Raw genomic sequence first — 21,931 nt, forward strand, 5'->3', positions numbered from 1 at the left:
CCGCCGCTGACGTAGGGCATGGTGAGCCAGAACCGGAAGCGGTCGTTGTCGGCCAGGGCGTCGACGTCGACCGGCTCACCAGGTCTGTTCCGGCGGGCACGAGCCGCCGGGGTCGGCGGCGCGGGCGGGTGCGCCGGTGAGCGTCAGCAGCGCGGCCAGGCCGGCGGCGAGCAGCAGCCGGCGGAGCGTCCCGGCCCGGGCCGGCCGGGCCGGGACACCCCTTCCTCCCCAGGTCAGCACGGCTGGTCCTGGTGCGCGGCGCCGCCGTTGATCAGCCACCGGCCGTCCGGGTACCGGACCGCCGTGGCGGTGGCCAGGTAGCGCCCGCCGCGCGTGCCGGGCACGGTTTTGCGGTCCTTGGCGTAGACGAGCCGGTAGCCGCTCGCGTCCAGGCAGTCCTGGATCTCGACTGTGGGCGGGCGGGCGGCCAGGTCGACCGACACGACCTCGGGGTCGGAGACCAGTTTCCCGGTACGCATCGCGCCGTGCTCCTTCGCGTCGAGAATCGCCATTCGTACCCGGGTCAGCAGCGGATCAGCCAGAAAACGGGTCAGAGCGGGATGGGACGGATCGCTGCGCGCACTGGCTGCCCGGGACGCGTCGAGATAGCCGGAATAGGCGGCCAGAGCCGCTTTTCCGGCCGCGTTCTCCTCGGCGCTGGAATGGGCGGCGGGTGCGGCGGCACGGCCGGTCAGCGGACGGGTGACCGCCTCCGGCTCGGTGCCGCAGCCGGCCGAGCCGACCACCAGAACGATGCTGAGCAGGAAGATTTCCCATCGGCGGGATTGCCGTGTGCGCAACGCCGATCCCTCCTCGGTGCCGGCCCGGGGCGATCACGCCGACCCGCTCCGGGCATGCGGAAGCGCGCCCGGAACTGTCACTCCGGGCCCCCGTCGCCGCCACTTGTATTGACCTGTACTGATCGCCGCGGATTCTGTGCCCTGGTGCCTCCGACGCCAATTGATCGGGGGTTGCGTCGTACCCAAGGGGCGAGCATAGGCTCACGTCCGCCGATGCAACAGAGGCAATTCACGTGAACACGGTGAGTGAAGACGGGAGGTGGTGGCCGGTGTGTGTCACCACGATGACGAGCGGGCTTCGGCAGGGCTCCGGGCCGGCTGGTGTGTGCTCACCCGTACGCGCCGCGGCGGTGGCGACGGGCCGCCGGTATGGGTGGGGAGCATGCCGCTCGTCCGATCCGTCCCACCGGTCCGGCGGGGCTCACGCCCTGGCTAGTCCCGGCCGGTCGCGCGTCGCGCCGCACGCCGCTGCGGGCTACCTCCGTCACATCCGCGCAAGCGATAAATCACTCTGCGTGCTCCACGATGGAACGCACGGCGACCGGACGGGGGATCCGGCATGACGGCTGAACGGGTGCGGCGTACCGGACCGGTGGCCGATGCCCGCCGTCCGAGCACCCGGCTGACCGCCGCCCTGACGGTCGTACCCCTGCTCCGGCTGGCGGTGGCGCGCTACGCCGTACCGCCGGGGTGTCCGGACCGGACGGCGTGCGACGGCTGCGGCGCCCCGATCGGGCTGGACCGGCCGCTGCCGGCGCTCGGCCCCGTGGCCCGGTGCCCGGCCTGCCGGGCCCGGGTCGGCGCGCCGCCCGCGGTGGTGGAGGTGGCGTTGCTGCTCGCGGTGGCCGTGCCGGTGTTCGCCGGCGGCGCGCCCGCCGCGCGGCTGGCGCTGGCGTGGTGGCTGGTCTGGGCGGTGCCGATGACGATCGTGGACGCGATGGCGCACCGCCTGCCCGACCGGCTCACCTGGCCGGCCGCCGCCGGCGTGTGGGCGCTGCTCGGGGTGGCCGCGCTGACCGGTCCGGGCGTCGACCCGCTGGTACGCGCCGTCCTGGCCGCCCTGGCGCTCGGCGGCGGCTTCGCCGCGACCACGCTGCTGTTCGGACGGCGCGGCTTCGGTCTCGGCGACGCCAAGCTGGCGCTCGGCGCGGGCGCGCTGCTCGGCTGGTACGGCTGGCCGGTGCTGGTGGCCGGGCTGGTGCTCGCGCTCCTCCTCGCCGGGTCGGCCGGGGTGGCGCTGCTCGCCGCCCGGCGGGTCCGCTGGTCCGGGCACCTGCCGTTCGGTCCGTTCCTGGTGCTCGGCACCGCTGCCACGCTGGTGCTCGTCACCGTGTGATCGGCCCACCCGCAGGTGCGGGCGGGTTCGCCACGGGTATCGGAGTCCCAGCCACCTCCCAGCCGGGTCTGGTTCGGTGGCGGTCCAGGCTTCGGACTCGGGAGGGCACGTGCCGCACGGCGACGACGGTTGGCGGATCCGGCGCACGAGCGCGGACCTGGACCGGCTGGGCGAGACCGAGTCCGTCTTCGCGCTCGCCAACGGCTGGGTGGGCTGGCGCGGGACGCTCGACGAGGGCGAGCCCTGCGGCATGCCCGGCAGCTACCTCAACGGGTTCCACGAGCAGCACGAGCTGACCTACCCGGAGAGCGGGTACGCGTTCCCGGAACGCAGCGACACCGTGATCAGCGCGCCGAACGCCGCCCTGATCCGGCTCTGGGTCGACGACGAGCCGCTGGACCTGAGCACCGGCACGATCCGGCGGCACCACCAGGAACTGGACCTGCGCGCCGGGGTGGTCCGCCGGGAGACCGAGTGGGTCTCGCCGGGCGGCCGGGGTGTCCGGATCCGCAGCACCCGCCTGGTCTCGCTGACCCGCCGTCCGGTCGCCGCCGTCGACTGGGCGGTCGAGCCGCTGGACGAGCCGGTCCGGCTGCGGGTCGGCGCCGACCTGCTCGCCAACCAGCGGGTGCCGGAACGCGCCGACGACCCCCGGGCCGCCTCGGTGATCCACGACCCGCTCACCGGCGAGATCCGCCGCGAAGACGGCCTCGACGGGGTGCTCGTGCACCGGACCGGGCGCAGCGGCCAGCGGGTCGCCGTCGCCGTCGCGCACCGGGTCGAAGCGCCCGACGAGATCGCCACCGACACCGAGCTGACCGCCGACCGGTTCCGGCTGGCGCTGTCCGGTCCGGTACGCCCCGGCGAGCGCATCCGGGTCACCCGGTTCGCCGCGTACGAGTGCGCCGACGTCGACGGCACCCCGGCCGGTGAGCTGGCCGACCTGGTCGTCGCGGAGGCGGCCGCGGCCCGGGACGACGGGTTCGACGCCCTGCTCACCGAGCAGCGCGCCGCGCTCGACGCGGCGTGGGACACCGCCGACGTCGAGCTGGAGGGCGACCCGGAGCTGCAGCTCGCGGTGCGGTTCTCGGTGTTCCACCTGCTCCAGTCCGGCCGCGCCGACGGCGACCGGACCATCCCGGCCAAGGGGCTGACCGGCAACGGCTACGACGGGCACGTGCTCTGGGACACCGAGGGCTACGTGCTGCCGGTGCTGACGTACCTGGCGCCGGAGCTGGCCCGCTCGGCGCTGCGCTGGCGGCACGCCCACCTGCCCGAGGCCCGCGACCGGGCGGCCGAGCTGCGCCTGACCGGCGCCACCTACCCGTGGCGGACGCTCAGCGGCCGGGAGTGCTCCGGCTACTGGCCGGCCGGCAGCGCGGGCCTGCACGTCAACGCCGACATCGCCGACGCGGTGCTGCGGTACGTGGCGGCCACCGGCGACACCGCGTTCCTCGCCGAGTGCGGCGCCGAGGTGCTGATCGAGACCGCCCGGCTGTGGCACGGCTACGGCCACTTCGACGACGGCGGCGCGTTCCACCTGACCGGCGTCACCGGCCCGGACGAATATTCGGCGCTGGTCGACGACAACGTCTTCACCAACCTGATGGCCCGGCGCAACCTGCGCGGCGCCGCCGACGCCGCCGAGGGCTGCCCCGAGGTGGCCGCGCGGCTCGGCGTCGACGCCGCCGAGGTGGCCGGCTGGCGGGCCGCCGCCGACGCCATGTTCGTCCCGTACGACGGCAAGCGCGGCGTACACGAGCAGTCGGCCGGATTCACCGCGCAGCCGGAGTGGGACTTCGCCGGCACCGGCGAGGACGACTACCCGCTGCTGCTGCACTTCCCCTACCAGGAGCTGTACCGCAAGCAGGTGGTCAAGCAGGCCGACCTGGTGCTGGCCATGCTGCGCTGCCCGGGGGAGTTCACCGCCGAGGAGAAGACGCGCAACGTCGCCTACTACGAGGCCCGGACCGTCCGGGACTCGTCGCTGTCGGCGTCCGCGCAGGCGATCCTCGCCGCCGAGGTCGGGCACCTCGACCTGGCGTACGACCTGTTCGCCGAGACGGCGTTCCAGGACCTCGCCGACCTGGGCGACAAGACCGCCGACGGGCTGCACCTGGCGTCCCTGGCTGGCGCCTGGCTGGTGGTGGCGCAGGGCTTCGGTGGGCTGCGCGACGACCGGGGGGTGCTCGCGTTCGAGCCGCGGCTACCCCGGCCGATCACCCGGCTCGCGTTCCACCTGCGCCGGCACGGGCACCGGCTGCGGGTCACGCTCACCGGGCGGGAGGCCCGCTACGAGCTGCCGGACGCCGGGCCTGGTGACGCGGTGGAGCTGTGGCACCACGGCGAACAGCTCCGCGTCACCGGCGACGGGCCGGTCACCCGGCCGATGCCGCCGGTGCCCGACCCCGGTCCCGAGCCGGAGGCCCCGCCCGGCCGCCGTCCAGAACGGCGCGCTCAGGAGGCGGGCGGCGACTGAGCCGGCAGGCCGGACATCCGGGCGACGACCTCCTCCAGCGCCTCGAACGCGTACGCCCAGTTGTGGCACTTGAAGCTGCGCAGCCCGGTGATCGGGGTGCGGCAGTCGGCACAGTGGACACCCGGGATCGCGTCCGGCACCTCCGTGTTCACGTACTTGCGCTCGCCGAGGATCACCCGCGCGATCATCGTGTGGTCGTGTACGCCGTGCAGCGCGGACGCGACGATGTCGTACCAGGTGACCCGCCGCCCGCACTTCGGGCAGTCCGGCTCGTCGCCGCTGACCCACAGCGGTGCGCCGATGCTGCGCGCCGGCATGTTCAGCAGCTTCTCCAGCCGTCGCACGTCCGCCTCCGGGGTGGTCCACCGGTGCCGCCCGGGCAGCGACGCGGGCGAGTCGTAGACGGCGCGGAACACCACCGGCTCGACCTCCACTGTCTCCCGTCCACCTGTCATCGGTACCTCCTCGCGCCGGCGTGTCCCACCGTCGTACCAGGTGGACGGCGGGATCGGCCGGACCACCGACACGACGGGTCAGCGGTGTGTCGCCCAGAGTGCTACACATCGAGGCGTGACGGAGGCTGAGAACCGACCCAATGTCGCCCGGATGTACGACTACTACCTCGGCGGCTGCCACAACTTCGCGGCCGACCGCGCCGCCGCCGAGGAGGTCCTGAAGATCTTCCCGGACACCGGCGTCGCCGCGCAGAGCAACCGCGCGTTCCTGCGCCGGGTCGTGCGCTGGGCGGCCGGGCAGGGCGTACGCCAGTTCCTCGACATCGGCGCCGGCCTGCCCACCCAGGGCAACGTGCACGAGGTGGTCCGCGCCGTACGCCCCGACGCCCGGGTGGTCTACGTCGACCACGACGAGGTCGCCGTCGCGTACGCCCGGCGGTTGCTGCCTGCCGACGGCCGCACCGTCGTGCTCCAGGGCGACCTGCGGCGTCCCGGCGACCTGCTGGCCGACCCGACGCTGCGGGCCACCATCGACCTGAGCGAGCCGGTCGCGGTGCTGCTGCTCGCGGTGCTGCACTTCGTGCCGGACGCCGACGACCCGTACGCGGCGGTGGCGACGCTGCGCGACGCGACAGTCCCGGGCAGCGTGCTCGCGCTGTCCCACCTCACCCTGGACGGCCTGCCGACGCTGCCCACCGAGCAGGGCACAGCGATCTACCGCCGCAGCAGTTCCCCGCTCGTGCCCCGCACCCGCGACGAGGTGGCCCGGTTCCTCGACGGGTACGAGCTGGTCGAGCCGGGCCTGGTCAAGGTGGCGGACTGGCGGCCCGACGGCGAGCCGCAGGCGGCGGTGTCGCACGGCTACGGCGGGGTGGGCGTCCGCCGCTGAGCGCGGTCAGTCCAGGCCGCCGTGCGCGGCCCAGAGCGCGGCGGCGCGGTCGGCCGCCGCGGCCACGAGCGCGGCCAGCTCCGGCCGGTCGGGCACCCGGAACGACACGTACGCGCCGCGCCCCCCAGCGGTGGGCCGGCCGTACGCCTTCGCGGCGAGGCGCCCGTCCGGCAGCAGCCGGATGTTGAGCGTGGTCAGCGTGAACTCCTCGCCGCGCCGGGTGTCGGTCCAGCGCAACTCCTCCGGCACTGTGACGTTGATGGCGAGGGCGCTGACGTCGGGGGAGGCGGCGCTGCTCATCCGGCGATCGTCGCACGGTCCGCCCGCCGTGCCCTCCCGCCGTGCCTTTCCGCCGGTCACCGGCGCAGCGTCGTCTCGCGGTTCATGTGGGACAGCTTCTCCGGGTTGCGCACCGCGTAGAGGCCGCTGATCCGGCCGTCGTCGAGTCGTACCGCGACGACCGTGTCCAGCTCGCCGTCGAGGCGTACCAGCAGCGCCGGGTAGCCGTTGACCTGCACCGGTTCCATCGACGCCACGGCGGCGATCCGGCGCCAGCCGCCCGCGAGCAGGCGGGCCACCTTGTCGCCGCCGGTGACCGGGCGGGCGATCGCCTGCTTGATCCCGCCGCCGTCGCCGACCAGCACCGCGTCCGCGGCCAGGACGCGGAGCAGCCCGTCCAGGTCGCCGGTCTCGACCGCCCGCCGGAACGCGTCGAGCGCGTCGCGGGCCTCGGCCGCCGGGACGGTACGCCGAGGGCGGCGCGCCGCGACGTGGGCCCGCGCCCGGTGCGCGATCTGCCGCACGGCGACCGGGGTCCGCTCGACCGTCTCGGCGATCTCGTCGTAGCCGACGTCGAACACCTCCCGCAGCACGAACACGGCCCGCTCGGTCGGCGTGAGCGTCTCCAGCACCAGCAGCATCGCCATCGACACGCTCTCCGCAAGCGTCACGTCGTCTGCGACGTCGGGCGCGGTGAGCAGCGGTTCGGGCAGCCACGAGCCGACGTACGACTCCTTGCGCCGCCCCAGCGTGCGCCGCCGGGACAGCGCCTGCCGGGTGGCGATCCGGACCAGGTAGGCGCGCCGGTCCCGGACCGCCTCCAGGTCGACGCCGGCCCAGCGCAGCCAGGTCTCCTGCACCACGTCCTCCGCGTCGGCCGCCGAGCCGAGCATCTCGTACGCGACGGTGAAGAGCAGGTTCCGGTGCGCGAGGAAGTCCTCGGTGGCGCGGTCCGCCATGACTGGCTCCTTCGCTGCTCGGTTGCGTTCCCCACCAGACGCCGGCCGCTGTCGCCGTGTGACAGCCGGTCGCTGTGGTGGTCCTCACCCGGTGCCGCCGTCACGCCGGGGCGGTCCCCGGCATCTCGTGTTCGTCCGACGTCCACCCCAGCAGAGAGGGCGCAACCATGCAGACCCGATTCAACCTGTTCGAGAACCCGGTCTCGGCGACGTTCATGAAGCGCTTCGCCGGTGCGGGCCTGATGATCCACCAGTCGTCGCTGCCCCGCACCGTCCAGGAGTTGGTGTCGCTGCGGGCCAGCCAGATCAACGGCTGCGGCTGGTGCATCGACATGCACACCAAGGAGGCGGTGGCCGGGGGCGAGAGCGCGGTCCGGCTTAACCTGGTCGCCGCCTGGCGCGAGTCGACTGTGTTCACCGAGGCCGAGTGCGCGGCGCTGGCGTTCGCCGAGGAGGGCACCCGGCTCGCCGACGCCCACCAGGGCGTGTCCGACGAGACGTGGGAGCAGGTGCGCAAGCACTACGACGACGACCAGGTCGCCGCGCTGGTCTGTCTGCTCGGGCTGATCAACGCGGCGAACCGGTTCGCGGTGCTCGTGCACCAGCGCGGCGGCTCGTACGAGCCCGGGATGTTCGCGGCGGCGATGGGCTGAGCGCCGCCGTCACCGCAGGTTCCAGAAGAAGGACCGGACGTCGTCGACGAACAGCTCCGGCACCTCCAGCGCGGCGAAGTGACCACCCCGGTCGAACTCGCTCCACTGCCGGATCGTGTACGTCAGTTCGGCGATCGGCCGCACGGACCGGGTGATGTCGTGCGCGAACACGGCGACCCCGAGCGGGGGCGGGCAGGGCGCGGGCGGGCCGCCGAACGCGCTCTCCCGCACCAGCCGCGCGGACGAGGCGGCAGTGCCGGTGAACCAGTAGACCGAGACGTCGGTGAGGACGCGGTCCACGCTGACGGCCGATCCCGGGTCGGTCCACTCGGTGAACTTCTCCGCGATCCACGCGAGCTGCCCGACGGGTGAGTCGTTGAGCGCGTACGACACGGTCTGCGGCCGGCTGGCGTAGAGCACCTGATGAGGGTGCCGTTGCGTCTTGAGCCGCATGATGCGGGCGAGCCGGTCCCGCTCCTCGCCTGACAGTCCGGCTTCCCCGGTCCAGCCGGGTGGCGGGGGCGTGGGCAGGTAGTTGAGGTGTACGCCGACGACGTGCTCCGGGTCGATGCCGCCGAGCCGGGTGGAGATGACCGAGCCCCAGTCGCCGCCCTGTGCGCCGTACCGCCGGTAGCCGAGCCGGCGCATCAGTTCGGCCCAGGCGCGGGCGACGCGGTCGACGTCCCAGCCGCGCTCCCAGGTCGGGCCGGAGAAGCCGAACCCGGGGATCGACGGTACGACCAGGTGGAACTGTTCGGACAGCGGGCCGATCACGTCGAGGAACTCCACGACCGAGCCGGGCCAGCCGTGGGTGAGGATCAGCGGCAGCGCGTCCGGGTCGGCGGAGCGTACGTGCAGGAAGTGGATGTTCTGCCCGTCGATCGTGGTGGTGAACTGCGGATACCGGTTCAGCTCGGCCTCGGCCTCCCGCCAGTCGTACGCGGTGCGCCAGTGCTCGGCCAGCTCGCGTACCCGGGTCAGCGGGATGCCGTAGTCCCACCCGGCGTCCGGTAGTTCGTCGGGCCAGCGGGTGCGGGCCAGGCGGTCGGCCAGGTCGTCGAGGTCGGCCTGGGGGACGTGGATACGGAACGGCTCGATCACTGTCGCTCTCCGATCGTTGGTCACACTAACGTTGGTGCGACCAACGGTATCGCAGATCGTTGGGGGCGCCAACGGTTTCGGTTAGGCTGGGTTCGTGGACAACCCGGAGCCGGATCTCGTACCGACCCGCCTGGCCGGCCTGCCGAGCTGGCTCATCACCCGGACCGCCGTACGCGCCGGGCGGCTGGTGAGCGACGGGCTCGCGGCTGTCGACGCGCGCGGCTACCACTTCCGGCTGCTCGCCACGCTCGACGAGTTCGGGCCGGCCAGTCAGGCGGCGCTCGGCCGGCGCAGCGGCATCCACGTCAGTGACGTGGTGGCCGCACTCAACGAACTCGCCGAGCGGGAGTTCGTCACCCGCAGCCCGGACCCGGCCGACCGGCGGCGCAACGTCGTCACCATCACCGCAGCCGGGCGGCGGCAGTTGCGGCGGCTGGAGAAGCGACTCGCCGCCGTGCAGGACGAGCTGCTCGCTCCGCTGTCACCGGACGAGCGCGCGGACCTGACCCGGCTGCTGTCACGGGTGCTCGCCCACCACAACCGCCCGCCCGCCTGACGGCTGCCCTCGGGCACCGTCCTCATTCACCGCCTACCATTCTCTTTCTCGATAGTGATAACGTCTGCGGCGTGACGATGTCGATGGAGCGGTGGGCGGAGATCGCGCTGCACCCGGTGCGGATCCGCATCCTGCGCGCGGTCGCCGGTGCCCGGGTGACCACGCACGACCTGGTCGAGCTGCTGCCCGACGTCCCACAGGCCACCCTCTACCGGCACCTGGCGACGCTCGTGAAGACCGGGATGCTCGACGTGGTGCAGGAGCGCAAGGTCCGCGGGGCCGTCGAGCGGGTGTACGCACTGCCCGCGCACGGCGCGGCGCTGGACCCCGCAGCACTGGCGACGGCGACGCCGGAGGACCACGCGCGCTACTTCACCGCGTTCGTGTCGAGTCTGCTGTCGGAGTTCTCCCGCTACCTCGCCCGGGAGTCCGTCGACTTCGTCGCCGACGGCGTCGGATACCAGCAGCTCGTCCTGCACCTGACCGACGCCGAGCTGCACGAGTTCGCGGCCGGGCTCAACGCGCTGGTCGGCCCGTTGCTCGCCAGAGGGCCCGGCGGCGGACGGACCCCCCGGCTGCTGGCGACCGTCCTCATGCCCGCCGACCGCCCGGCGACCCCCGGCGACACGCACACGTCAGCGCACGACTCCGACACGACGAAGGGCGACGACTGATGGCATCGGTAACGCTTGACCGCGACGTGATCGACATCCGGTTCACCGGATGGGAACGAATGTGGGTCGGCCGGGAGCGGTTCACGCTGCGCCTGGCCGCCGTGCGGCACGCCGCCCCGGTGGACGAGCCGATCCGGCTGGCCCGTGGCGCCCGGCGCGGGTACGCGGTGTCCGGCTTCGCCAAGGTCGGCGTCTGGGGCATCTTCGGCGGTCCCCGGCAGCTCGTGGCGGCCCGGCGCGGCAAGCCCGGTCTGCACCTGGTGCTGGACCGCGCGGCGGCCGGCGGGGAGTTCGACGAGGTCGTCGTCTCCGACCCGGCCGCGTCGCGCCTCGCCGAAACGATCGGGCGTGCGACGAGGAGCCGGCCATGACCGGCGACCGGCTGGCGATCGAGGCGTCGGGCCTGACCAAGCGCTACGGCGACGTCACCGCCGTCCGCGACCTGACGTTCACCGTACGACCCGGCGCGGTCACCGGCTTCCTCGGCCCGAACGGCGCCGGCAAGACCACCACGATGCGCATGCTGACCGGACTGGTGACGCCGACCAGCGGCGCCGCCACGATCGGCGGGCAGCCGTACGGCCGGCTGGCCCAGCCGTCGCGGACCGTCGGCGCGGTGTTCGACGGCAACGCGTTCCACCCCGGCCACACCGCCCGTGACCACCTGGGCGTCTACGCCGCGATGGCCGGCTGCCCGGACGGTCGCGTCGCGGAACTGCTGGATCTGCTGGGCCTCGCGCAGGCCGCCGACCGTCGTACCCGGGAATTCTCCACCGGCATGCGGCAGCGGCTCAGCCTCGCCACGGCGCTGCTCGGCGACCCCCGCGTCCTGCTGCTCGACGAACCGTCGAACGGCCTGGACCCGGAAGGCATGTCGTGGCTGCGCGGCCTGCTGCGCCGGCTCGCCGACGAGGGCCGCACCGTGCTGGTCTCCAGCCACGTCCTGCACGAGGTCCAGCAGGTGGTGGACGACGTGGTGGTGATCCGGCGCGGTGAACTCGTCGCCGCCGGGCCGTGGTCCCGGCTCACCGGCCCGCCGACGGTGCTCGTCACCTCGCCGGACGCGGACGCCCTGGCCACCGCGCTGACGGCCGCCGCCGGGTCCGTCGAGGCCGCCGGGCCCGGCCGACTGCGGGTACGCGGACTGGACGCGCCGCGCGTCGCCGACCTGGCCGCGGACCACCGGCTGCGGATCCACGAGCTGGTCACCGAGACCACGAACCTCGAACAGCTCTTCCTCGACCTGACCACCGACACGGCGGAGGCACGATGAACCTGGTCAGAGCGGAACTACGCCGGGTCCTGGCCACCCGCATGTGCACCGGGCTGCTGCTCGCCGCCCTCGCGCTCGGCGGCGGCCTGGTCGGGCTCATGGCGCTCGTCGGACCGGAGAACTTCGACCCGCCGATGCCCGGCCTGCACACCGAGGAGGGCCTGCGGTCGATCCTCGGCATCCTCGGTTTCACCGCCTTCGTGCCGGCGGCCGCCGGTGCCCTCGCGGCCACGTCGGAATACCGGCACGGCACGGCCGCCGTCACGTTCATGTTCGCGCCGCGCCGGGGACGGGTGCTCGCCGCCAAACTCGCCACCCACGCGATCGTCGGCCTCGGCTACGGGATCGCCCTGGCCGGCTCCGCCGCGGCGGCCCTGTTCACAGTCGCCGCCGCGCGTGGCGTGTCGCTGGGCCTGCCCGCTCCCACAGTGCTGGCGCTGCTCGCCCGCATCGGCGTCGCGATGGCGGTGTACCTGCTCGTCGGCACCGGCGTGGGCGCGCTGCTCCGCAACCAGGTCGCGGCCGTGTGCGTCGTGGTCGGCTACCTGTACCTGGCCGAGCCCGTACTGATGATGATCCCCGGCGTCAACGCGCTCTACCCGCTCCTGCCCGGCGGCGCCACCGCCGCACTCACCGACTTCACGTACGTCGCCGACGCGATGTCCGCGCAGCTCGGCAGCGACGCCGTCGCACTCCTGCCACCGGCGGCCGGCGCGCTGCTGCTGACCGGGTACGCGATCGCCGCCGCCGCGATCGCCGTGGTCGTCCCGATGCGCCGCGACATCACCTGAGCGTCGCGAGCCGGACGATCTCCTCCGCGGTCAGCGGGCTGCGCGGATGGTGGGTCAGGCACATCGGCGCCTGCATCTTGACGAACCGGGCACCCTCCACTGTGGCGTAGAACTGGCCGGTACGCAGCTTGCCGATGTCCGGGACGTCGGTGCCCTTCGCCCTGGCCACGTCCCGGGCCGCCTCGATCTGCACCGGCACGGTGAGCAGGCCGAAGAACTGCGTGGCGGCGTTGCCGGGGATCTGGTTGTGCAACGCCTTCGGCGCCTGGGTGGCGAAGACCAGCCCCAGCCCGTACTTGCGGGCCTGCGAGGTCAGCGCGAGCGTGCTCTGGGTGCAGGCGGTCACGGCACCGGACGGGGCCAGTGTCTGCGCCTCGTCCATGACGAAGAGTCCACCGAGTGGCCGATCCCCGGCCGGATGGCGCTTGATCCAGGTGAACAGGGCGAGCTGCAACTGGTTGACGAAGCTCTGCCGCTGATTCTCCTCGGACAGCCCGGCGAGATTGATCACCGAGACCCGGGCGCGGCGACCGGGTGGCGGGGTGAGCAGTTCGCCCGGGTCGACAGGCGTTCCGACGCCACCCAGGAGCGGGTCGTTGATCAGGGCGGCCTTGAGCAGCTGTGCCATGCCGGCGGCCAGCTTGGGCGCGCTTTCGAGCTGACTCACCCCGTCCGGTAGGTCGTTGAGGACGTCGGTGAACTCACGCAGGTCACTCGCGCCGCTGCGGGCGTAGCCGATCAGCGCCTCGCGCAGCACGGCCCGGCCGAGCCGGGCCTTGTCGGTGCCGCCGTCCACCCGGGCGTGCGGGGCGAGCGTGGCGACGGCGGCGTTGACGGCCGAGGTGAACCCGTCCGGGTCGTCGAGCACGTCGGCGAAGGCCGGCAACGGCTGGAAGCTCAACGGCCGGCCGGCCTGCCGTCCCGGCGTCCAGACGACCACGTCGGTGCCGGCCAGATATTCCGCCGCGCGGCGGGCGTCGTCGGCGCCCCAGCCCGGCGGCGGCGCAGGCCAGGCCTCGCCGAGCCGGGCCAGGTCGTTGTTGGGGTCGAGCACGATGGCCGACACGCCGCGCAGGGCGCACTCCTCGACCAGGCGGCGGATCAGGACGGTCTTGCCGGAGCCGGAGCCGGCGAAGATGACTGTGTGTCGACGCAGCGCCTCCAGGTCGATGCCGACCGGGTCGGGCCGTCCGGTGACAGTGCCGATCTCCATCCGCTCCGGGTCGATGCCCGCAACCGGCGGCAGGGGAGCGACCACCGGCGGCACCGGGACGGGATCGGCAGAGCGCGGTGCGGCGGTGACCGGCGGTGGCTTCCCGACCGAGGGCCGGTCCGGCGCCTCCTCCGGTCCCTCTTCGGCCCGGACGGCTGCCGGCTCGCCCGGCCAGTCGCCCAGCGCCTCCCGCAGGCAGGTGATGTCGGACGCCGGCCGGCGATCGGCGAACCACGGCCGCAGCGTCTCCCGCCCGTAGTCCTGGATGAGTTGTTCGAGCGCGGCCAGCCGGGCGACGTCCGGCGCGTTCAGGGGAAGCCGCCGGCCGCCGGCCCGCTCGAACGCGTCAAGCACCTCGCGGGTACGGGCACCGGCCGACCACTCCGCGCTGCGCAGCAGGAAGAGCCGTCGTTTGGCGACCCCCTCGGTGAGTCCGGCGGTCGTGATCGCGTTGCGGATCCGGTTGAGCACGGCGATGTGGTGCGGCGCGGAGATCGCCCGGAACGACCAGTGCTCCTCGTCCTCGCTGTCCTCGCTCAGGCTGTGCCGTAGCCGGGCGTGCAGCGCCGGCTTGGTCCCGGCGGGGATCGGGTCGAGGCTGAACGCGTCGACGGCCGCGCCCTGCGCGGCGATCCACGCGGTCAGGCCGGCTTCGAGCAGGCGCGGGACGCGGCCGTCCTCCGACTGCGGGGACAGGGCGGAGGTGGTGTCGGCGGCGGCGACCAGCTCCGCGTACCGGGCGTCGATCTTGCCGAATCCGTACGTCCGGTCTTCCGGGGGCGGCCCGGTGACCGGGGCGTGGGCGAGTCCGTCGGCGGGGCGATCGCCGGTCGTGTGCAGCAGGTGCCGCAGTTCCCGCGCCTCACCGTCGGCCAGGCAGGCCCGGACGTGTGTGTCGATCCGTCGCAGCAGCTCACGGGGGGTGAAGCCGACTACTTCCTGGAACGCGTCCGGGTGGACCGGCCAGGTGGGGTGGGGCGGTGTGAACCCGAGGCCCTCGAAGAGCACCGCGAACCGCTTCTCGACCAGCTCGCGACCCACCTCGACGGACGGGATCTCCTTGAGCGGGGCGGCTTCCCGGAACCGGTCCTGGACGGTGTCCGTCGCCTGCTGCTGGATGCTGCGCCACGTCTGCGGCAGGCACGAGACGACGGACAGGGTCCGGCGGGTGGTCTCGCGCAGCGCCATCAGGCCGCTGGCGACCTGTTCGAGCAGGAGCGACGTCTGCCAGTCCGCCTCGCCCCGGGCGTCCTGGTTCGTCGCCTTCACGGACTGGGCGATCATCAGGTCGATCTGGTCCACCGCGATCACGGTCGGGCCGACGACGGCGAGCAGCCGGGAGATGTCCCGGACCACCTCCTGGGGAGCCCGTCGGTTGCGCCGCAGCCCCCACCCGGCCCGTTGGCCGGGCTCCTCCTCGTCCATCGAGGACAGGAAGTCGTAGCCGATGTCCTGCACCGCGGACTGCTCGGCCGCGTAGAGCACCAGGGCCCGCGCGGTGTCCTGGCACTCCGTGCCGATCTGGCGGTCCTTCTTGCGGATCAGGTCGGCGAACGCGTCGAGCGTCGACCGGCTGAGTTCGGTCTCGCCGGCGACCGCGCGCCGTACCGTCCGAGGCGCCCCCACCTCGTCGGCCAGCCGGCGCAGGAACGTCCGCAGCTGGGTCGTCTCGTCCGGCATCGGCCGGACAAGGCCCTCCAGCATCGAGATCGCGGTGCGTTGCCAGAACGTCCGGGCCTCGAGCAGCTCGACCAGGAAGAAGAACCCGCCGCGTGCCTGCACCTGCTGGCGGACCGTGCCGATGAGGTGGGTCTTGCCGGTGCCGCGCTGGCCGAGGATGGCCACCCCCACCGGACTGGAGTCGGTGCTGGCCTGAGCCTCCGCGAAGCTGTCCAGGACCGTCGTGACGACGTCGTGGTGCAGGCCCTCCACGTGGAACGGCGTGGGTTTCCAGACGTCGTCCGGGGTCGGAGCCCAGTTGAACCTCAGCGCTGCGAGGGCACGGCGTTGCTCGTCACCGATCATGACGAGATGGCGACCAGATGCTTGTCCTGGTTGCCGATGGTCACCGCCGCCGCCCGCTCCTGCGGCTTGAGGACCTTCTGGTTGGACTCGGGCACCAGGTGTACGCCACGCTCCCGATTGAGCGTCATGAGTGCGGCGTCGAACTCGGGGCGGGACAGGTCGGTGAGAGCGCCGCGAAGGTCGGCCAGCATCACGTAGTCACCGGGCTTGGCGGCCAGCTCGTGGTACGCCTGCCGGATCAGCGCGACCGCGTCGACGGCTGGTGCCCCCGACGACGTCACCGGCGGTGCGACGACCTCGCTCCGGTTGATCTGCATCCGGAAGAGGTCGTCGGCGCGGGTCCCGGAGTGGTCGATCAGCCGGCGCAGGAAGTCGAGCGCCACGTAGAGCGTGCCGCCGGCGGTACCGGCACCCTTGGGTGGCTCCGCGCCCAGCTCCTCCGTGGCCCGATCCCATCCTCTGTCGGTGAGCGCCAGGGTGATGGGCTTCTCCGTAACCTCGATCAGGCCGAGTGACTGAAGTCGGCGGCGGTGCTCCGCTTTCAGCCCGATTCCTGCGACATTGGTGAAGTAGGTCTGCGGCAAAGGCGCCGCCTTCACCATCAGCGTGACAAGAATGCACCGGTCGACGAGGGTCAGTTCCTTTTCCGGCATGCGGATGCTCCTCTGCGGCACGAGCTCCCACCGCGTCGACGGTGTGATCGAAGGCTCGGAAGGGGTGGCCATGATCGAGGTGGGCAACGAGGGCTGGCCCCGGCGCACGGGCCGATTCTGCCGACGGTGCCGGACTCGCGCAAGGTCACCGATCTCGCTGACGAAAGCCGACAGGGCCGCGTAGTGGATCTCCAACGGTCCTGCGTGGACGGCTCGATTGAAACGCCTGTTCGGCGGCTTCGGCGCGGTTCGCCGTCCCGACCATTGCGAAGTGACAAGGACAGCGGGCAGCATGGCAGACCGGTGAGAGGGCCGGAGTTCTGCTCCGCCGCGAGCCCTCCTGCCTGTTCTCCTGAAATACGTCACGGAGGTGACCGTGCAGTCTGAGGTGGTCCGCTACCAGGTCGATGACGAAACGGTTGCCTTGATCGAAGTCGAGCCGACGCCCGGTTTCCAGCCCGCCGGCTTCGGCGATGTCGCCGGCTGGGTACGCGAATCCGCGGCGCCGGCGGTCGCCGCCGCCCGGGAATTGCTGGAACAGGTCAAGACCGTTTCTCCAGACGCGGTGGAGGTGCGCTTCGGGATCAAGGCCACCGGCACGGCGAGCTGGGTGGTGGCGAAGGCGACCGGAGAGGCGAACTTCGAGGTCACGCTCGCCTGGCAGCCGGACGGCCCCACCGATCGCGGTGCCGGCCCACGGCGCTGACGGCCGGGTCGGCCCGTGACAGCGGCCCCGGACGAGAGCTCGTGGGCGGTTGCTCTGCACCGCGAGGCGGACCCGCACACGGCGCTCGGCACCGGCATCGTGATCGCCACCAACCTGGTGCTCACCTGCCACCACGTGGCGTTCGCCGCCGACGGCACCCTCCGCCCCGATCTCATGGTCGCCTTTCCACGCGCACCCAAGGTCGCCTACTTCGATCGGCGCAAGGTCCGGCAGTGCCGGCACGACGGCATGCGGGAGGCGTACGTCGATCTGGTCGTGCTCGAACTCGTCGAGCCGGTGCCGGCGACCGTCACCCCGGCGCGGCTGCGCTGCCTCGCCCCCGAGCCCCTGCTCGACCGTCCCTTCTGGGCGTACGGCTTCCCGACGGGAGTGGTCGGTGGCCTCCAGGCGACCGGTTCCGTCGTCGAGACCGGCGGGTACGGCCACGTCACCATCGACAGCGGCGCCTCCGGGCCGCTCAGCAAGGGGTTCAGCGGGGGCGCCCTGTGGTCCCCGGAGTACGAGGCGGTGGTCGGCGTCGTCGTCACGGCCGACGGCAAGGGCAAGGGTCAGGCGGTGACCCTGCACCACGCCGACGAACAGGTGCCGGCGATGACGTTGGGCGCGTTGTCGGCCTGGCGGGTCGAGGACGCCGACGACGCCGCCCTCTCGGCCTGGGGGTGGACGTTGAGCACCGACGGTGAGGCCGGCCGGCACTGGCTGCCCCGAGCGCGGGGCGTCGCCGTGGACACCGAGGGTGGCGCGCGGTTCCGGGGTCGTACGGCCGCGCTCCGGCGGATCGTCGACTTCATCGACGGGGAGGCGCCCGCCACCCGGCCGCTGATCGTCACGGGCTCACCCGGGGTCGGTAAGTCCGCCGTCCTGGGCCGTGTCGTGACCACGGCCGACCAGCAGATCCGGGCCGGCCTGCCGGGCGGCGACAACGCCGTGCGGGCCACTGTCGGCTCGGTGTCCTGCGCCGTGCACGCCAAGGGCAAGACCGCGCTCGAGGTGGCGGTCGAGATCGCACGGGCCGCCGCCGTCGACCTGCCCGGTGCGCCGGCTGACCTGATGCCGGCGGTGCGGGACCGGCTGGCGCGTCGTCCGGCTCGTTTCGCGCTCGTCATCGACGCGCTGGACGAGACGGCCGCCCCCGGTCAGGCGCGGCAGGTCATCGACGACATCCTGCTACCGCTGGCCCGGGAGTGCGGCCGGTACGGCGTCCGGGTGGTCGTCGGCACCCGGCGCGGCGACGACCGGGGTGACCTGATCTCCTGCTTCGGTGATCCGGTCGAGCTGGTGGATCTGGACACGCCCGAGTACTTCGCCGAGGCCGATCTGATGAACTACGCCCTGGCGACCCTGCGGCTGCTGGGCGCGGAACGGCCGGGCAATCCGTACACCGACCCGGCGGCGGCCGCCCCGCTGGCCCGCCGCATCGCCGGGCTGGCGAAGGGGAACTTCCTGGTGGCCGGTCTCGTCGCCCGGGCACACGCGCTGCGCGACATCGAGCCGGTCGACCCGGCCTCGGTGTCGTTCACCGCGACAGTGGCCCATGCGCTCGACTCCTACCTGGCCGGGCTGCCGGCGGCCGGCTCGGCCTCCGCCCGGCTCGCCCTCACCGCCCTGGCGTACGCCGAGACGCCGGGCCTGCCGCTGTCGCTCTGGCGGATCGCGGTGACCGCGCTCGGCGGTACGGTCACCGAGGATGAACTCCTCGCGTTCGCCCGTACGTCGGCGGCGAACTTCCTGGTCGAGACCGGCGGCGGTAGCCAGCCCGCGTACCGCCTGTTCCACCAGGCCCTCAACGACGCGTTACTGGCCGGGGCATCGCGGCGGGACGATCAGCGACGGCTGGTCGCGGCCTGGACGGACCTGGCGGCTGAGGTGGGATGGGCCTCGGTGCCCGACTACCTGCGGCGCTCCCTGCCGCAGCACGCCTCCCGCGCCGGGCTCGTGGAACGGCTCCTCGCCGACGAGGACTACCTCCTGCACGCGCACCTGGAGCGGTTGCTCTCGGTCGTCGACATGGAGAGACCGTTGGAACCGTTGTCCCGATCACGGGTACGGCTGCTGCACCGCACGCCGCTCGCGGTCGCGGCGGCGCCGGCCGAACGCGCCGCCCTCTTCTCGGTGGTCGACCGACTCGACGGGCTGGGCAGCGGGATCGAGGCCGACGCCGCGCCGTACCGCGCGCGCTGGGCGCACACCCCGCCCCGGCAGGAGCGCAGTGTGCTGGACGGGCATTCGCAGGCCGTCTATGACGTGGCAGCCGTCGAGCTGGACGATCGGTGGTTGCTCGCCTCCGCCGGTGACGACGGCACGGTCCGGCTCTGGGATCCGTTGACCAACCAGGCCGTGGCGGTCTTCACCTGTCACGGCGACACGATCCGCGGGTTGTGCGCCGTCCGCACCGGTGCCGGCGAGACGCTGATCGCCACCGCCAGTCACGACGGGACTGTCGGCCTGTGGGATCCGCGAACCGGTCAGCGCCGGCACGAACTGCGCGGGCACGACGACTGGGTCCGCAACATCTGCGTCATCCCGTTGCCGGACGGCGACCTGCTCGCCTCGGCCGGCGACGATCGGACGGTCCGGATCTGGGATCCGGCGACCGGGACGCAGCGCTACGCGTTGACCGGCCACTCGGGCTGGGTGACCGCTGTGACGTACGTTCCGGCGGGCGGCCGGCACCTGCTCGCCTCCACCGGTTTCGACGGCGTGGTCCGGGTCTGGGAGCCGACATGTGACACGCGCCCGGCGCTGACTCTCACCGGACACGTCGGCTGGGTGACCACCCTCTACGCCGTCCGTGCGCCTGGCGGCACGTTGCTCGCCTCGGCCGGCTACGACGGTACGGTCCGGCTCTGGGATCCGCAGAGCGGCGAATGCGTCCACATCCTCGCCACCGGCGGGCCTGTCACGGATCTCTGCACGGTCGAGGTCGACGAGGGCTGTCTGCTCGTGTCGACAGGTGAGGACGGGCTCATCCGGATCTGGGACGTTTCGACCTGGACCATTCGGCCGAGCCTGCGGGGACATGCGAGCTGGATCCGCGCGGTCTGCGAGCTGCGTACGGCGAAGGACCGGATGCTGGCGACGGCGGGTGACGACGGCACGGTGCGGCTGTGGGACCCGGCGGGCGGCCGACCGGACACGGTCGCCGAGCGGGACCGGCTCGGGCCCGTGCACAGCCTCTGCGCGGTCCCCGGCGAGCGGCCGGGTCTCGTCGCCTCCGGCGGCGCCGACGGGCGCGTGGGCGTCTGGGACGCCGCCACCGGCGAGCGGTTGCGGGAGATTCCGACACCCGGCGGGCCGGTCAACGCGATGTGCGCGGTCGCCGACGTCGAGGAGCCATTGCTCGTCACCGCGCAGGACGACAACACGGTCGGGACGTGGAGTGTGCGGCACGGCGCGCAGATGGGGTCGATGATCGAGCACCACGCCCCGGTGGCGGCGGTCTGCCCGATCGTCATCGGCGGTGAGACGCTCGTCGCGTCGGCCGGCGACGACCAGGCCATCCGGCTCTGGCACCCGCAGACCGGCACCGTGCGGGCGGTCCTGCTCGGGCACGTCACCCGTGCCTGGGTGACCGCCCTCGCAACGGTCCGGTGGCCCAGTGTGGAGGCGCTCGCCTCGGCCGACAAGAGCGGCACGGTGATGCTGTGGGGCGGTGGTGACACACCGGTCTGGACCCGGCAGGGACACCAGGACGCGGTCACCGCGCTCTGCGGGCTCGTCGTTGCGGGTCGCCGGATGCTGGCGTCGGCCAGCGCCGACCACACGATCCGTGTGTGGGACGCCGAGTGGGGCCAGCCCGTGGGCGTGTTCACCGGCCACACGGCTGCCGTCACCGGGCTGAGCCTGGTGCGCGTCGGCGGACGGGATCTGCTCGCCTCGACCAGCCGGGACCGGACGGTACGGATCTGGGATCCGTCCACCGGCCGGGTGTTGCATACCATCCCCGTCTACCACCCGGCGCTCACCTGCTGCACGGTCGGCGGAACGTTGCTCGTCGGCCTGGACCAGGGCTTGCTGGCGTTGGACGTCGGCGGCCGGAGCGACGTGCCACCCGAGGCCGCAGACCGTGCGGTCGCTCGGGTGGCGGTGCGCTGCTGATCAGGGGCGCAGCACGTAGCGTCCGCGTACCCCGCCCTCGGCCACCGCCCGATGCGCGTCCGCCACCCGGTCCAGCGGCAGGACCGCGTGCACCCGGGCCGGCAGCTCACCGGCTGCGGTGCGGGCGAGCAGGTCGGCGAGGCGTACCCCGTCGGGGCGCACGTCGACCGCGCGCACCGTGACACCGCGTTCGGCGGCCGGGTGGGCGTTCGGCCGTACGCCGACGAACACGCCGCCGTCGCCTACCAGCGCGAGCCCCTGGTCCTGCCATCCGGCGGCGTCGGCGACCGCGTCCCAGCCCGGCTCGGCCGCCGTGATGAAGTCCGCCCCGAGTCCGCGGACGAACTTCTCGTCCCCGGCCCGCGCCAGGCCGGTCACCCGCCATCCCCGGTCCCGGGCGAGCGGCACGACGTAGCCGCCCACCGCGCCGGCCGCGCCGGTGACGAGCAGCCGGCCGTCGGCGGGCGGGTCGCCGAGCAGGTCGACGATCTGCGCCGCGGTCTGGCCGTTGAGCGGCACCGTCGCCGCCGCCACCAGATCCAGATCATCGGGTACGACGGCGACGTCGGCCGCGGCTACGACGAGCTGCTCGGCGTACGTGCCGAAGTCGCGGTCGAACCCGCCGACCAGCCCGGCGACCCGGGTGCCCACGGCGAGGTCGACGCCGGGCCCGGCCGCGGCGACGACACCGGCGAAGTCCCAGCCCAGGCCGGTGTGGTGCGGCTGGTGGATGAGCCCCAGCGAGTGGAAGAAACCGCCGACGACCCCGAGGTCGGCCGGGTTGACCGGTGCCGCCGCGACGTCCACCCGGACCTCGCCGGGCCCCGGCTCGCGCTCCGGAACGTCGATGATCTCGATCGTGTCCGGTCCGCCCGGAGTGCGGACGACGGCGGCGCGGAAGGTACGCGTACCCATGATGGTGTCTCCTTGTTCTTGAGGAATGCCCTGCTCCACGATGGAGGGGTAACTT

20 protein-coding genes are annotated in these 21,931 nt (G+C 73.2%); 11 read left to right on the plus strand and 9 right to left on the minus strand.

Annotation, left to right across the window (positions count from 1 at the left end; all coding sequences use genetic code 11):
- Nucleotides 1–75 precede the first annotated feature (75 nt).
- The gene (locus tag ABD52_RS40255) at nt 76–240 is read right to left on the minus strand and encodes a hypothetical protein (RefSeq protein WP_200905219.1); all 165 of its coding nucleotides are present in this window, start codon (nt 238–240) and stop codon (nt 76–78) included.
- Nucleotides 234–800, minus strand: a complete 567-nt coding sequence (locus ABD52_RS20500) for a hypothetical protein (protein WP_047892872.1) — start codon at nt 798–800, stop codon at nt 234–236. Before ABD52_RS20500 ends, ABD52_RS40255 begins: the two co-directional genes overlap by 7 nt.
- A gap of 559 nt (nt 801–1,359) precedes the next feature.
- On the opposite strand from ABD52_RS20500, the gene ABD52_RS20505 reads away from it, so the two are divergent.
- Together ABD52_RS20505 and ABD52_RS20510 are read left to right on the plus strand one after the other, a co-directional pair.
- Entirely contained in the window at nt 1,360–2,136 is a 777-nt protein-coding gene (locus ABD52_RS20505; protein WP_013473470.1) for an A24 family peptidase, read from the plus strand.
- 109 nt (nt 2,137–2,245) lie between these two features.
- On the plus strand, nt 2,246–4,615 hold the full coding sequence (locus ABD52_RS20510) for a glycoside hydrolase family 65 protein (RefSeq protein ID WP_047892873.1): 2,370 nt from the start codon (nt 2,246–2,248) through the stop codon (nt 4,613–4,615).
- On the opposite strand, the gene ABD52_RS20515 is transcribed toward ABD52_RS20510, so the two are convergent.
- Entirely contained in the window at nt 4,594–5,070 is a 477-nt protein-coding gene (locus ABD52_RS20515) for a hypothetical protein (RefSeq protein ID WP_013283472.1), read from the minus strand. The two genes, ABD52_RS20510 and ABD52_RS20515, sit on opposite strands and share 22 nt — an antisense overlap.
- A 115-nt stretch (nt 5,071–5,185) precedes the next feature.
- Between ABD52_RS20515 and ABD52_RS20520 the strand changes: the two genes are divergently transcribed.
- Nucleotides 5,186–5,959, plus strand: coding sequence for an SAM-dependent methyltransferase (locus ABD52_RS20520; protein WP_082171343.1), 774 nt, complete (start codon nt 5,186–5,188; stop codon nt 5,957–5,959).
- A 6-nt stretch (nt 5,960–5,965) separates the two neighbouring features.
- Here the strand turns inward: ABD52_RS20520 and ABD52_RS20525 are convergent, their stop codons facing one another.
- Nucleotides 5,966–6,259, minus strand: coding sequence for a hypothetical protein (locus ABD52_RS20525; protein ID WP_047892875.1), 294 nt, complete (start codon nt 6,257–6,259; stop codon nt 5,966–5,968).
- A gap of 56 nt (nt 6,260–6,315) precedes the next feature.
- Nucleotides 6,316–7,197 (minus strand): RNA polymerase sigma-70 factor, encoded by an 882-nt coding sequence (locus ABD52_RS20530; protein WP_047892876.1) that lies wholly within the window; start codon nt 7,195–7,197, stop codon nt 6,316–6,318.
- Nucleotides 7,198–7,364: 167 nt separating this feature from the next.
- On the opposite strand from ABD52_RS20530, the gene ABD52_RS20535 reads away from it, so the two are divergent.
- Nucleotides 7,365–7,850 carry a carboxymuconolactone decarboxylase family protein gene (locus ABD52_RS20535; RefSeq protein WP_047892877.1) on the plus strand — a complete coding sequence of 162 codons (486 nt, stop codon included), beginning with the start codon at nt 7,365–7,367 and terminating at the stop codon, nt 7,848–7,850.
- 9 nt (nt 7,851–7,859) lie between these two features.
- Here ABD52_RS20535 and ABD52_RS20540 read toward each other — a convergent pair whose 3' ends face one another.
- On the minus strand, nt 7,860–8,951 hold the full coding sequence (locus ABD52_RS20540; RefSeq protein ID WP_047892878.1) for an epoxide hydrolase family protein: 1,092 nt from the start codon (nt 8,949–8,951) through the stop codon (nt 7,860–7,862).
- A 94-nt stretch (nt 8,952–9,045) separates the two neighbouring features.
- Between ABD52_RS20540 and ABD52_RS20545 the strand changes: the two genes are divergently transcribed.
- From ABD52_RS20545 to ABD52_RS20565, 5 genes are all read left to right on the plus strand, one after another.
- Nucleotides 9,046–9,507 carry a MarR family winged helix-turn-helix transcriptional regulator gene (locus tag ABD52_RS20545; protein WP_030273458.1) on the plus strand — a complete coding sequence of 154 codons (462 nt, stop codon included), beginning with the start codon at nt 9,046–9,048 and terminating at the stop codon, nt 9,505–9,507.
- Nucleotides 9,508–9,584: 77 nt separating this feature from the next.
- Nucleotides 9,585–10,181, plus strand: a complete 597-nt coding sequence (locus ABD52_RS20550; RefSeq protein WP_047892886.1) for a helix-turn-helix domain-containing protein — start codon at nt 9,585–9,587, stop codon at nt 10,179–10,181.
- Nucleotides 10,181–10,552, plus strand: coding sequence for a hypothetical protein (locus ABD52_RS20555; RefSeq protein WP_013473476.1), 372 nt, complete (start codon nt 10,181–10,183; stop codon nt 10,550–10,552). The genes ABD52_RS20550 and ABD52_RS20555 overlap by 1 nt, the downstream gene beginning before the upstream one ends.
- The gene (locus tag ABD52_RS20560) at nt 10,549–11,454 is read left to right on the plus strand and encodes an ABC transporter ATP-binding protein (protein WP_047892879.1); all 906 of its coding nucleotides are present in this window, start codon (nt 10,549–10,551) and stop codon (nt 11,452–11,454) included. The genes ABD52_RS20555 and ABD52_RS20560 overlap by 4 nt, the downstream gene beginning before the upstream one ends.
- The gene (locus tag ABD52_RS20565; RefSeq protein WP_047892880.1) at nt 11,451–12,245 is read left to right on the plus strand and encodes an ABC transporter permease; all 795 of its coding nucleotides are present in this window, start codon (nt 11,451–11,453) and stop codon (nt 12,243–12,245) included. The genes ABD52_RS20560 and ABD52_RS20565 overlap by 4 nt, the downstream gene beginning before the upstream one ends.
- Here ABD52_RS20565 and ABD52_RS20570 read toward each other — a convergent pair.
- Together ABD52_RS20570 and ABD52_RS20575 are read right to left on the minus strand one after the other, a co-directional pair.
- Complete coding sequence (locus ABD52_RS20570) at nt 12,238–15,483, minus strand: DUF87 domain-containing protein (RefSeq protein WP_047892881.1); 3,246 nt, start codon at nt 15,481–15,483, stop codon at nt 12,238–12,240. The two genes, ABD52_RS20565 and ABD52_RS20570, sit on opposite strands and share 8 nt — an antisense overlap.
- Complete coding sequence (locus ABD52_RS20575; protein ID WP_235437508.1) at nt 15,480–16,430, minus strand: hypothetical protein; 951 nt, start codon at nt 16,428–16,430, stop codon at nt 15,480–15,482. Before ABD52_RS20575 ends, ABD52_RS20570 begins: the two co-directional genes overlap by 4 nt.
- A gap of 82 nt (nt 16,431–16,512) precedes the next feature.
- On the opposite strand from ABD52_RS20575, the gene ABD52_RS20580 reads away from it, so the two are divergent.
- Nucleotides 16,513–16,842, plus strand: coding sequence for a CU044_2847 family protein (locus tag ABD52_RS20580; RefSeq protein WP_013283485.1), 330 nt, complete (start codon nt 16,513–16,515; stop codon nt 16,840–16,842).
- A 15-nt stretch (nt 16,843–16,857) separates the two neighbouring features.
- The gene (locus tag ABD52_RS20585; RefSeq protein WP_053065436.1) at nt 16,858–20,961 is read left to right on the plus strand and encodes a trypsin-like peptidase domain-containing protein; all 4,104 of its coding nucleotides are present in this window, start codon (nt 16,858–16,860) and stop codon (nt 20,959–20,961) included.
- Here the strand turns inward: ABD52_RS20585 and ABD52_RS20590 are convergent, their stop codons facing one another.
- Nucleotides 20,962–21,876 carry an NADP-dependent oxidoreductase gene (locus ABD52_RS20590; RefSeq protein WP_047892883.1) on the minus strand — a complete coding sequence of 305 codons (915 nt, stop codon included), beginning with the start codon at nt 21,874–21,876 and terminating at the stop codon, nt 20,962–20,964. It lies immediately after the preceding gene.
- Nucleotides 21,877–21,931 lie beyond the last annotated feature (55 nt).

The organism is Micromonospora sp. RV43, assembly GCF_001029515.1.
In the GTDB taxonomy this organism is placed as follows: Bacteria; Actinomycetota; Actinomycetes; order Mycobacteriales; family Micromonosporaceae; genus Micromonospora; species Micromonospora aurantiaca.